Below are 11,508 nucleotides of genomic sequence, written 5' to 3' on the forward strand. Positions count from 1 at the left end.
AAAGTGAGCGTGGACCGATGCGTGTCCTGATTATCGAAGACGAAGAGAAAACCGCCGATTACCTGCACCGGGGCCTGACCGAGCAGGGTTACACCACCGACGTCGCGCGCGAAGGCATCGAAGGCCTGCACATGGCGCTGGAAAGCGACTACGCGGTGATCATTCTCGACGTCATGCTGCCCGGCCTCGATGGCTATGGCGTGCTGCGAGCCCTGCGTGCGCGTAAACAGACGCCGGTGATCATGCTCACCGCCCGCGAGAACGTCGACGATCGCATTCGCGGCCTGCGCGAAGGGGCTGACGATTATTTGGGCAAGCCGTTTTCGTTTCTGGAGTTGGTGGCTCGCCTGCAGGCTTTGACCCGGCGCAGTGGCGGCCACGAGCCGGTGCAGATCAGCGTCGCTGATTTGTGGATCGACCTGATCAGCCGCAAGGCCACGCGGGCCGGCGCACGTCTGGATCTCACGGCGAAGGAGTTTTCGCTGCTGAGCGTACTGGCTCGGCGTCAGGGGGAAATCCTGTCGAAGACGTCGATTGCCGAGATGGTCTGGGACGTGAATTTCGACAGCGATGCCAACGTCGTCGAAGTCGCGATCAAACGCCTGCGTGCCAAGCTCGACGGGCCGTTCGAGCAAAAACTGCTGCACACCATTCGCGGCATGGGTTACGTGCTGGAGAGCCGTCGTGTCGACTAATTCCATCGCCCTGCGCCTGAGCGGCATGTTCGCCCTCGTGGCGCTGCTGGTGTTTCTGTTGATCGGCTGGGCGCTTTACCTGCAAGTGGACAAGGGCCTCGGGCTGTTGCCGGAAGCCGAAGTCGACGCCCGTTACAGCGTGCTCGAATCGGCCGTCCAGCGTTATGGAACGCCCGAGCACTGGGCCAAAATCAACGCCAAGCTCAGGCTGCTCAGTGAGGAAGACAAACGCCTGCGCTTTTGGGTGGTCAGCGACAACCCGACCTATGAATTCGGCAACCCGGACACCGAGATCCGCGCTTTCGCCAAAGGCCCGCTGGGCATGCGCGACTTGAACCTGAGCGGCCATGATTACCCGTTCAAAGTGCTGGTCAGTCAGTTCCCGGCGAAAGATCAACGTCCGCCGCTGCGTTTTCTGACAGCGGTGGACACCGAAACCTTCTGGCAGACCCAACATTCCCTGCTCATCGCGCTGATCAGTCTGGCCGCCGTCGGCATCCTGCTCGCGTCTGCTCTGGGTTACTGGGTGGCGCGCATCGGCCTGAAGCCGCTGACGGAGTTGTCTCTGGAGGCGCGCAAACTGACGCCGCCACGACTGAGCGGGCGCCTGAAATTGTCGCATCTGCCGCCTGAACTGGATCAGTTCGTGACCTCGTTCAACTCGACGCTGGATAGGGTCGAGCAGGCCTATTCACGGCTGGAGTCATTCAACGCCGACGTTGCCCATGAACTGCGCTCTCCCCTGACCAACCTCATCGGTCAGACCCAGGTGGCGCTGACCCGCGGGCGCTCGGCCGAGCATTACTTCGAGGTGCTGCAATCCAACCTCGAAGAGCTCGAACGGCTGCGCTCGATCATCAATGACATGCTGTTTCTGGCCAGCGCCGATCAAGGCAGCAAAGCCACTCAACTGACCCAGGCCTCACTCGCCCAGGAAGTGGCGAAGACCCTGGATTATCTGGACTTCATTCTGGAAGACGCCCAAGTGCATGTTGAAGTGCGGGGTGATGCCAACGCGCCCATCGAAACCGCGCACTTGCGCCGGGCGCTGATCAACCTGCTGCACAACGCGGTGCAGCACACCTCGCCGGGGCAGTTGATTCAGGTGGATATTCGCGATGAGGGCGATCACGTCAGCATCGGCGTGACCAACCCCGGCGCGCCGATCGCCGGGGAACATCTGCCCAAACTGTTCGAGCGCTTCTATCGCGTCGATGCCTCGCGCAGCAACAGCGGCGCCAACCACGGGCTTGGCCTGGCGATCGTCAAAGCCATCGCCCTGATGCACGGCGGCACCGTGTTCGTGCGCAGCGAGCATGGAGTGAATACGTTCGGGATTAATTTGCCGAGTTGAGGCGGGCATCTGGGTTGGCGTGCGGAAAAACCATGCCGCACACAATCCATTGTGGGAGTGAGCTTGCTCACGAAGCGGTGGGTGCATCCGCATCGTCTTCAGCGGCCGGAAGGCAGTCTTCGCGAGCAAGCTCACTCCCACAGGTCCAGCAGCGTCACCGAGCTACCGACTTCACCCCCTTGATGATCGTTCCCACGCTCTGCTTGGTAACGCCGCCGGGGATGCTCCGCGTTTGAATAACGCGGAGCATCATGAGCGGCATTCCCACGCGGAGCGTGAGGAACGATCACAGCGCACAATAGCGAGGCCGCATGAATCGCACCTACCGACTAAGCTCTGCGCTTTTTCAACTCGCGCCTCAAGCGCGTGTTGTCCACGGCAAGCGACACAACTATCAAAGTGCTCAGTAGCTCAAAACCGCTCAGCCCGGCGTAGTGCCAAAACACCCAAGCGGCAAAGGCGACGATCACCGCGACTGTCAGTAGCAAGACTGAGTCTTTCACACTACATGTCCCAAGAATCGATAAGTGGTTTTGCCCGGAGTGGCGGCTTGGTATATGCCTGGATACATGTGTAGGCAATGGACAAGCCAGTCAGTCCTCAGGTTATGTGTTTGGGCGGTGAGAAGCACGTCGGATAAAGTCGCGCCGTTACCAAGCACTCTTCCGGTAGCAACGGCAATGCTTCCAATCACCGCACCCAAATAGAACGCCGCCGAGCATGCTCCGACGATTGCCAGTTGCTCTAATTTGGTACCCGCGCGCAAAAGCTCATTAATGGTCACTTTTTTACCGAATTTCTCGACCTGGCTGAGAAGCGTCGTCGCTGTCGCAACCGCGCTCGTGACAGAGCCAAAAAGCGATTGAGGCGCAGGCAGGCCCATGCTCTCCATGTTTTCTTTGAAGTACTGGTAGAAATCTGACACCGAAGCAATTCCCGCATAACCAATCCAAGGTGGCAGATGCTATGGGACTTGCGGCGGGATGGATGGGCGGTAATGCCACTCTGATGGTAGGAAGTTTCCGAACCCCTAGGAGGATCAGGCCTACATAATTTCGAAGTTCGTTCCCAAGTCCGCCTCCACATTAAAGGAACTCGGAGAGTCATGAGCGGCATGCCCACACGGAGCGTAAGGAACGATCAGCAGGTAAACCGTGAGGAACGATCAATCTGCCGATCAGGCCGGACGGCGATCAACCCTTCTTCACAAACTCCGACTTCAGCTTCATCGCGCCGATGCCGTCGATTTTGCAGTCGATGTCGTGATCGCCGTCCACCAGGCGGATGTTTTTGACTTTGGTGCCGACCTTGACCACCAGCGACGAGCCTTTGACCTTCAGGTCTTTGATGACTGTGACGGTGTCGCCGTCCTGCAGGGTGTTGCCCACAGCGTCCTTGATCACCTTGGTGTCATCGCCCGCTTCGGCGCTGGCGCCGTCAGCCGACCACTCGTGGGCGCATTCCGGGCACACGAGCTGGCTGCCATCTTCGTAGGTGTACTCGGAACTGCATTTTGGGCACGGCGGTAAGCTCACGGCGGATCTCGCATCAGAGGAATAGGCGCAGGATTATAAGGGTTTTTACGCGGTTGAGGAGCAGGCGCCTGAAAGTGCTGGAAACATCACTCGCTGCTGTAGTCTCAATCGCAAGCGCGGCGAGGTGCCGCGATCAGGGCGAGGCGTCAGCAATGAACGATTCATTTGACCTGCAACGATTTGTCGAAGCGCAAGCGTCGATGCACGAACGCGCACTGGCGGAACTGAAGTCCGGGCGCAAGCAGTCGCACTGGATGTGGTTCGTGTTCCCGCAACTGGCCGGTCTGGGCCACAGCGACATGGCTCGGCGGTACGCGATCAGTGGGCGTGACGAGGCGATTGCCTATTTGCAGCATCCGGTATTGGGCGAACGGTTGGCGCGCTGCTGCGAGGCGTTGCTTGAATGGAAAAACCGCAGCGCAATGCAGATCATGGGCTCGCCGGATGACATGAAGCTGCGATCGAGCATGACGCTGTTCGCAGCGGTGGCGCCGGATACGCCGGTTTTCCAGCAGGTGCTTGAGGCGTTTTTCGACGGCAAGCCGGATGCCGTCACGCTGTCGAAGCTGGGCGGAGGCAGGCTGTAGCCGCCCGCCCCCTCAGGCCAGCGCCGTGTCCATCACCATCATCAAGCAGAACCCGACCAGCAATCCGAAGCTGGCGATTTTGTCGTGACCGTTGCGGCGGGATTCGGGGATGACTTCGTGGGTCACCACCAACAGCATCGCCCCCGCCGCCAACGCCAGTCCTACCGGCAACAGTAACGCAGCCACCTCCACCAGCCAGGCGCAGAGCACGGCGAACACCGGCTCGACCAACCCAGACGCCGCGCCGATCAAAAACGCCTTGAGCCGCGACATGCCGGCAGACGCCAGCACCAGCGCGATGACCAGCCCTTCCGGCACGTCCTGAATGGCAATACCCATTGCCAGGCTGTCGGCGTGGGCCAGACCACCACCCGCCGACACGCCCACCGCCATCCCTTCGGGAATGTTGTGGGCAATGATGGCGATGACAAACAGCCAGATGTTCGAGGGGATCGTCGGTTTCCCGGCCACCTCCGATAACGGTGACCCTCTGGAAATCAGCGTGTCGACCAGAAACAAACCGGCCGCGCCGAGCAGTATCCCGAAGCTGATCAACGCTCCCGCGCCCCACGGGGTAAAGCCCAGATCATGGGCCGCGCCCAGGCCCGGCACAATCAACGAAAACGCTGTCGCCGCCAGCATGATGCCGGCGCCGAAACCCAGCAGGCCATCGGACACTGCCACCGGCATGCCGCGGATCACCAGCACCGGCACGGCGCCCAGGGCAGTGCCCAACGCGCAGATGGCGCCGCCTTCCAGCGCTCGCAACATTCTCGGCTCAAGTGCAACCCATGAGAGTCCCTGGGCCACCAGCAGAGCGGTGCCCACGAGGACCAGAATCGAGCCCAATGCCAGCCGCAATAACCGCACGCTGCCGAGAGCCAGTATGTCCGAACGCATAAATCGCCTTATCCGGGGTCTGGTAGGGATCAGCCGAGCGCCGCTGCGTAGCGCTTGGCAACTTCATCCCAGTTGACGACGTTGTAGAACGCAGCGATGTAGTCCGGACGACGGTTCTGGTAGCGCAGGTAATAGGCGTGCTCCCAGACGTCCAGCCCGAGGATCGGCGTGTTGCCCTTCATGAGCGGGCTGTCCTGATTGCCGCTGCTTTCCACGATGAGTTTTTTGTCCGGCGTGACGCTCAGCCAGGCCCAGCCGCTGCCGAAGCGCGTCAACGCTGCTTTGGTGAAAGCGTCCTTGAACGCCTCGAATCCGCCCACTTGCTCGTCAATCGCCTTCGCCAGCGCACCGCTTGGCACGCCGCCACCTTGGGGGCTCATCACCTCCCAGAATAGCGAATGGTTGGCATGCCCGCCGCCCTGATTGATCACCGCCGGGCGCAGTTTTTCCGGAAGCTCGGCCACGCTGGCAACCAGCTTCTCGATCGGCCACTCCGCGTATTCGGTGCCCTCGACGGCTGCGTTGAGGTTGTTGATGTAGGTCTGGTGGTGCTTGCTGTAGTGAATTTCCATGGTCTGCGCGTCGATGTGGGGTTCGAGCGCATCGTAGGCGTAGGGCAAGGCAGGCAAGGTAAAGGGCATGTCAGTGGACTCCATACGAGAGGGTGCCGGCGCGAGCGGCGTGGTGCTGAAGCGCCGAGCGGGAATGTTCGCCGCGGCTGTTGAGCAGGCGTTGGGTGCGTGGGTACTCGCCGTATTGGCCGACGAAACCCAAGAGTTCGCTGTAGGTTTTATTACTGTGCCGCAGCGCTGCCTGTCGCAGGGCGGGCGTCATTTGCGGGTCCTGAATCACATTCAGCATCCGCTGATGCACGGCGCAGAGGTATTCGGCGCTCTCCTCGGGCTGACCCAGACTCAGGTGCAGATCCGCCAGGTTGTGATGAGAAATCACGAACGCCGCAACGGCCTCATCGGCGACGCTCCAACGGTCGAAGAGCACCTGCGCCAGCGCGAGGGCTTGCAGGTACAGCTCGCGCGCATCGATCAAGTCGCCTCGGTTAAAGCAACTGTTACCGCTCAGGATGGTACGTTTCCATTGCTCCATGGCGCAGGTCCTCACGAGTGGCGCCGGCGATCAAAAGCCGTCGGCAGGGCGTTTTGCGGATTCGATGGCGCGGGGTCGGTCAGAGGAATCGACGGCAGCAGTGCGCAGGTCGCCAGACGCTGAGCGAAGGCCTGAACCCGTTGCTGTTGCGCAGCGGATTTGGCGAGCGCCTGCATGTCACGCAGCGGACGCCATGCCTGGTCCAGGCACAGACAACGCCAATGCCAGGGCAGCGCGGTGTCGCTGGCGGTGTCGACCAGCAGGCGAAAGGTGCTTTCACAGATGAGGGATTTGGGCGTGGCGGTGAAGCGCGCCAGATAGCGGCCTTCCGCAAGGTAGTGTTCGATGAGCCGCGGCTCGTCCGGATCCAGCGCGCAGCGAATCCGCAGACTCAATGCGCGCCAGTGTTCCAGGTACGGCGACTCGTGCAGAACAGTGCCCATGACCGAGGCCCACTTAACGAATGAGATTTATTATTAAATGAGTTTAAGAATCAACACAACCCCGGAGATGTATTGAGTCAGCTGCAGTGTCTGAAAGCGCCCATAAAAAAGGCCCGCACCGAAATCGGGGCAGGCCTTGGGGGTGAAGCGCTAACGCAGAGCGGAATCAGCTACCCGCCACCATCATCTTCTCGATCAGCACAGAACCGGTGCGGATGTTGCTGCGCAGCTCCAGATCACTGCCCACGGCAACGATTTGCTTGAACATGTCGCGCATGTTGCCGGCGATGGTCACTTCCTGAACCGGGAACTGGATCTCGCCATTCTCGACCCAGAAACCCGCAGCGCCACGGGAATAATCGCCGGTGACCATGTTCAGGCCGCTGCCCATCAACTCGGTGACCAGCAGCCCGCGCCCCATGCGGCGGATCAGCGCCGCCTGGTCTTCGGTGCCGTGGCTGACGAACAGGTTATGCACGCCACCCGCGTTCGCGGTGCTCGGCAGGCCCAGTTTGCGGCCCGAATAGGTGCTGAGGATGTAGGAAACCAGATCGCCATTTTCGACAAACGGCTTGGCGTAGGTCGCCAAGCCATCGCCGTCGAACGCGGAACTGCCCATGGCGCCGATTAGATGCGGACGCTCGTCGATGGTCATCCACTCGGGGAACAGACGCTGACCGATCGCGCCTTCGAGGAATGAAGACTTGCGGTACAGGTTGCCGCCAGAGATCGCGCCCAGCAAACTGCCGAACAGACCGCCCGCCAGCTCGGCGGAGAACAGCACAGGCACTTCGCAGGTCGGCACCGGCCGCGCGCCCAGCCGGCTTGCGGCACGCTCGGCGGCTTTCTGGCCGATCAGCCGGGCGTCCATCAACAGCTCGCCACGGCGATTGACGTCATACCAGTAGTCGCGCTGCATCTGCCCTTCGCCTTCGGCGATCATCACGCAGCTCAGGCTGTGGCGGGTCGACGCGTAGCCGCCGATGAAGCCGTGGCTGTTGCCATAAACGCGGCAGCCCTGATGCACGTTCAGCGTGGTGCCGTCGGCGTTCTTGATCCGGCTGTCGGCGTCGAAGGCGGCCGCTTCACAGACCAGCGCACGTTCGATGGCCTGCTCGGGGGTGATGTTCCACGGGTGATAAAGGTCGAAATTCGGCTGGTCTTTGGCCATCAACGCAGCGTCGGCGAGCCCCGAGGCCTCGTCTTCCGACGTGTGCTTGGCGATGGCCAGCGCGGCGGCAACGGTCTCGCGAATGGCGTCGGGGCCGCTCGCGGAAGTGCTGGCTGAACCCTTGCGGTGGCCTACGTACAAGGTGATGCCGAAACCTTGATCGCGGTTGAATTCGACAGTCTCGACTTCGCGCTGGCGAACCGTGGTGGACAGGCCCTGCTCCAGCGACACGGCGACTTCACACGCGGTCGCGCCCTGACGTTTGGCTTCAGCGACGATCTGCTCGACCTGCTGTTGCAATGCCGGCAAAGCCTGCGGGCCGACGCTTTCTGATGCACTCATGACGTTCTCCATCAAATTCTGATTTCAGCAGCCGGGCCGGACAACCGGGCCCTGACTGGTTATCATGGCGGCGTTTATTTGCGGACGGCCCCCATGGTTGATTCTTACGACGACTCCTTCGACGGAGAGAAAAGCAAAACCCAGGTCAAACGAGAGCTTCACGCTCTGGTGGAGCTGGGCGAACGCTTGACGACATTCAAGCCCGATGTGCTGGCCAAGCTGCCTCTGACCGACCCTCTGCGTCGGGCACTGGCCGATGCTCCCAAGCACACCGCGCACATTGCGCGCAAACGCCACATTCAATTCATCGGCAAGCTGATGCGCGATCAGGATCTGGATGAAATCCTGGTGCTGCTCGATCAGCTTGACGCCTCTACGCGCCAGTACAACGAGCGCTTTCACAATCTGGAACGCTGGCGTGATCGCCTGGTGACCGGTACCGACGACGTGCTTGAGCAGTTCGTCAGTGAGTACCCGGACGCCGACCGTCAGCAACTGCGCTCGCTGATCCGTCAGGCTCAGCATGAAGCTGCGCAGAACAAGGCCCCTACCGCGACCCGCAAAATTTTCAAATACATCCGCGAGCTAGACGAAAGCAAACGCGGACTGCGCTAGAACTGCTGCGCCGTTTGAATCACTCAACCGGCGCAAGCCCCTCGATTATCAAGCCCCGCCTGTGCCGCCAACGGTGATCGCATCGATCTTCAGCGTCGGCTGACCGACGCCTACCGGAACCGATTGACCGTCCTTGCCGCAGGTGCCGACGCCGCTGTCCAGGGACAGATCGTTGCCGACCATCGACACACGGCTCATGCATTCCGGGCCGTTGCCAATCAGCGTCGCGCCTTTGACCGGCGCGGTGATTTTGCCGTCTTCGATCAGATAGGCCTCGCTGGTGGAGAACACGAACTTGCCGCTGGTGATGTCCACCTGCCCGCCGCCGAGGTTGGCGCAGTAGATGCCGCGCTTGACCGAGGCGATGATTTCCGCCGGATCGCTCTGGCCGCCCAGCATGTAGGTGTTGGTCATGCGCGGCATCGGCAGGTGTGCGTAGGACTCGCGACGGCCGTTGCCGGTGCGCGCGACGCCCATCAACCGTGCGTTGAGCTTGTCCTGCATGTAGCCCTTGAGCACGCCATTTTCGATCAGCGTGGTGCACTCGGTCGGGGTGCCCTCGTCATCGACGGTCAGGGAGCCACGGCGATCGGCCAGGGTGCCGTCATCGACGATGGTGCAGAGTTTCGACGCAACCATTTCGCCCATGCGGCCGCTGTAGGCCGAGCTGCCCTTGCGGTTGAAGTCGCCCTCAAGGCCGTGGCCGACGGCTTCGTGCAGCAATACGCCGGACCAGCCGGAGCCCAATACGACCGGCAAGGTGCCAGCCGGCGCCGGAATGGCTTCCAGATTGACCAGCGCCTGACGCAACGCTTCACGGGCATAGCCCATCGCACGGTCGTCGCTGAGGAAATAACGGTAATCGGTGCGTCCGCCGCCGCCGTGTCCGCCGCGCTCACGACGGCCGTTCTGCTCGACGATCACGCTGACGTTGAAACGCACCAGCGGACGTACGTCGGCGGCAAGACCGCCGTCAGTGGACGCCACAAGAATACGTTCCCAGACACCGGCCATGCTCACGGTGACTTGCTGAATACGCGGGTCCAGCGCACGGGTGGCGGCGTCGACGCGCTTGAGCAGTTCGACCTTCTCGGCGCGGGTCATGACTTCCAGAGGGTTGTCCGGCGCGTACAGCTGGGCGACGTCCTGGGTGGTGAACGCCTGAACCCGGCCGTTCTGGCCCGCGCGGGAAATCGAGCGAGCGGCCCGGGCCGCCTGGATCAGGGCTTCATGAGTAATGGCGTTGCTGTAGGCGAAGCCGGTTTTCTCGCCTGACTGCGCGCGTACGCCGACGCCCTGGTCCAGGTTGAAGCTGCCTTCTTTGACGATGCCGTCTTCCAGTGCCCAGGACTCGGAAATCTGCCCTTGAAAATACAGGTCGGCGGCGTCGATGCCTGGACCGGCCAGCTCGCCGAGCACCGATTGCAGGTTGTCTAAGCTCAGGCCGCCTGGTGCCAGAAGGTGTTCGCTGACAGAGGACAAGTGGCTCATATTCACTCCGGGGTATTGGCAGGTCGCACGGCGGCCTGCGAAAAAAATCGCCGGTGATTCGCTACCGGCATGCGCGCCCGTATGGACGCTTGTTCGACGCTGTCTCGTTCGGCCAGCAGCACGGCTTCACCCTGCGCCTGCTCGGCCAGCACGCGGCCCCATGGATCTATGATCGCCGCATGCCCAAATGTTTCTCTCGGCCCCGGATGAATGCCGCCTTGGGCCGCCGCCAGCACATAGCACTGGGTTTCGATGGCCCGGGCGCGCAGTAGAATCTCCCAGTGCGCCGCGCCGGTTACGGCGGTAAAGGCCGACGGCGCGGTGATCAGTTCAGCCCCGGCTTCCCGCAGCGCGGTGTACAGCTCCGGGAAACGCAGGTCGTAACACACCGAAAGCCCCAGGCGCCCGACCGGCGTGTCCGCCACCACCACGTTGTTGCCATGGGCGTAATCGTCGGATTCCCGGTAACGCCCTCGCGCATCGGCAACGTCGACATCGAACAAGTGCAGCTTGTCGTAACGCGCGACTTGCCGGCCCTGATCGTCAATCAGCAACGAACACGCCGTGACCTTGCCATCCGGCTGACCTTCCGGCGGCAGCGGCAATGTCCCGGCCACTATCCATAAGGTGAGGTCGCGAGCGGCAAGTTTCAACCATGGCAGGATCGGACCTTCGCCAAGGGCCTCGGCGCGGCCGATGGCAGCGATATCACGACGGCCCATGGCAGCGAAGTTTTCCGGAAGCACCGCCAGTTTGGCGCCCGATGCAGCGGCCTGTTCCAGCAGCCGGCGCGCCTGAGCCAGATTGCCGAGCACATTGCTCTGGCTGACCATCTGAATGACTGCGAAGGACATACACGCTCCCCGATCGATAGAACTGCACTCTACTCCAGGCGCCGACGATTGGGCTCGTTCGAAAGCCCCAATTCGACAGCCAACCTTAGTGGGACCGGCTTTAGCCGGGAAGGCGTCGGGTGTTACACCGCAGAGTTTGGCCAACGGAGACAGATTAATTTACGGTGAAGCGCTGTAAATAAATCAATCCCCTCTCCCCTGTTCCCGGCTGAAGCCGGTCCTACAAAAGCACGCGGTCCTCACTGACACCGCATTTACCCAGTGGGACCGGCTTTAGCCGGGAAGGCGTCGGGTGTTACACCGCAGAGTTTGGCCAACGGAGACAGATTAATTTACGGTGAAGCGCTGTAAATAAATCAGTCCCCTCTCCCCTGTTCCCGGCTGAAGCCGGTCCTACAAAAGCACGCGGTCCTCACT

13 protein-coding genes are annotated in these 11,508 nt (G+C 61.5%); 4 read left to right on the top strand and 9 right to left on the bottom strand.

Annotated elements, in window-relative coordinates:
• Nucleotides 1–17: 17 nt before the first annotated feature.
• Nucleotides 18–695: a heavy metal response regulator transcription factor gene (locus tag BBI10_RS16360; RefSeq protein ID WP_065990091.1), complete on the top strand. Its 678-nt coding sequence runs from the start codon at nucleotides 18–20 to the stop codon at nucleotides 693–695.
• Complete coding sequence (locus tag BBI10_RS16365; protein ID WP_065990093.1) at nucleotides 685–2,049, top strand: heavy metal sensor histidine kinase; 1,365 nt, start codon at nucleotides 685–687, stop codon at nucleotides 2,047–2,049. The genes BBI10_RS16360 and BBI10_RS16365 overlap by 11 nt, the downstream gene beginning before the upstream one ends.
• 499 nt (nucleotides 2,050–2,548) lie before the next feature.
• Here the strand turns inward: BBI10_RS16365 and BBI10_RS16370 are convergent, their stop codons facing one another.
• Nucleotides 2,549–2,974 carry a hypothetical protein gene (locus BBI10_RS16370; RefSeq protein WP_065990095.1) on the bottom strand — a complete coding sequence of 142 codons (426 nt, stop codon included), beginning with the start codon at nucleotides 2,972–2,974 and terminating at the stop codon, nucleotides 2,549–2,551.
• 268 nt (nucleotides 2,975–3,242) lie between these two features.
• Nucleotides 3,243–3,584, bottom strand: a complete 342-nt coding sequence (locus tag BBI10_RS16375) for a zinc ribbon domain-containing protein YjdM (RefSeq protein ID WP_065990097.1) — start codon at nucleotides 3,582–3,584, stop codon at nucleotides 3,243–3,245.
• A 152-nt stretch (nucleotides 3,585–3,736) separates the two neighbouring features.
• Between BBI10_RS16375 and BBI10_RS16380 the strand changes: the two genes are divergently transcribed.
• Nucleotides 3,737–4,171: a DUF1810 domain-containing protein gene (locus tag BBI10_RS16380; protein WP_065990098.1), complete on the top strand. Its 435-nt coding sequence runs from the start codon at nucleotides 3,737–3,739 to the stop codon at nucleotides 4,169–4,171.
• Nucleotides 4,172–4,183: 12 nt separating this feature from the next.
• On the opposite strand, the gene BBI10_RS16385 is transcribed toward BBI10_RS16380, so the two are convergent.
• The 5 genes from BBI10_RS16385 to pmbA all read right to left on the bottom strand — a co-directional run bounded on the left by BBI10_RS16385 (nucleotide 4,184) and on the right by pmbA (nucleotide 8,131).
• The gene (locus BBI10_RS16385; RefSeq protein WP_065990099.1) at nucleotides 4,184–5,071 is read right to left on the bottom strand and encodes a ZIP family metal transporter; all 888 of its coding nucleotides are present in this window, start codon (nucleotides 5,069–5,071) and stop codon (nucleotides 4,184–4,186) included.
• Nucleotides 5,072–5,100: 29 nt separating this feature from the next.
• Entirely contained in the window at nucleotides 5,101–5,712 is a 612-nt protein-coding gene (locus tag BBI10_RS16390) for a superoxide dismutase (RefSeq protein ID WP_065990100.1), read from the bottom strand.
• Nucleotide 5,713: 1 nt separating this feature from the next.
• Nucleotides 5,714–6,175, bottom strand: coding sequence for a hypothetical protein (locus tag BBI10_RS16395; protein ID WP_065990102.1), 462 nt, complete (start codon nucleotides 6,173–6,175; stop codon nucleotides 5,714–5,716).
• Between the two features lie 11 nt (nucleotides 6,176–6,186).
• Nucleotides 6,187–6,618: a FagA protein gene (locus BBI10_RS16400; RefSeq protein WP_244160381.1), complete on the bottom strand. Its 432-nt coding sequence runs from the start codon at nucleotides 6,616–6,618 to the stop codon at nucleotides 6,187–6,189.
• 166 nt (nucleotides 6,619–6,784) lie between these two features.
• Nucleotides 6,785–8,131: a metalloprotease PmbA gene (pmbA, locus tag BBI10_RS16405; RefSeq protein ID WP_065990104.1), complete on the bottom strand. Its 1,347-nt coding sequence runs from the start codon at nucleotides 8,129–8,131 to the stop codon at nucleotides 6,785–6,787.
• A 93-nt stretch (nucleotides 8,132–8,224) separates the two neighbouring features.
• Here pmbA and yjgA point away from each other — a divergent pair, with 93 nt between their 5' ends.
• A complete protein-coding gene (yjgA, locus tag BBI10_RS16410) occupies nucleotides 8,225–8,746 on the top strand; it encodes a ribosome biogenesis factor YjgA (RefSeq protein WP_065990105.1) in 522 nt (173 codons plus the stop codon).
• A gap of 48 nt (nucleotides 8,747–8,794) precedes the next feature.
• Here yjgA and tldD read toward each other — a convergent pair whose 3' ends face one another.
• Nucleotides 8,795–10,237 (bottom strand): metalloprotease TldD, encoded by a 1,443-nt coding sequence (gene tldD / locus BBI10_RS16415; RefSeq protein ID WP_065990106.1) that lies wholly within the window; start codon nucleotides 10,235–10,237, stop codon nucleotides 8,795–8,797.
• 2 nt (nucleotides 10,238–10,239) lie between these two features.
• Nucleotides 10,240–11,091: a carbon-nitrogen hydrolase family protein gene (locus BBI10_RS16420; protein ID WP_065990108.1), complete on the bottom strand. Its 852-nt coding sequence runs from the start codon at nucleotides 11,089–11,091 to the stop codon at nucleotides 10,240–10,242.
• Nucleotides 11,092–11,508 lie beyond the last annotated feature (417 nt).

Source organism: Pseudomonas graminis (assembly GCF_001705435.1).
Taxonomy (GTDB): domain Bacteria; phylum Pseudomonadota; class Gammaproteobacteria; order Pseudomonadales; family Pseudomonadaceae; genus Aquipseudomonas; species Aquipseudomonas graminis_B.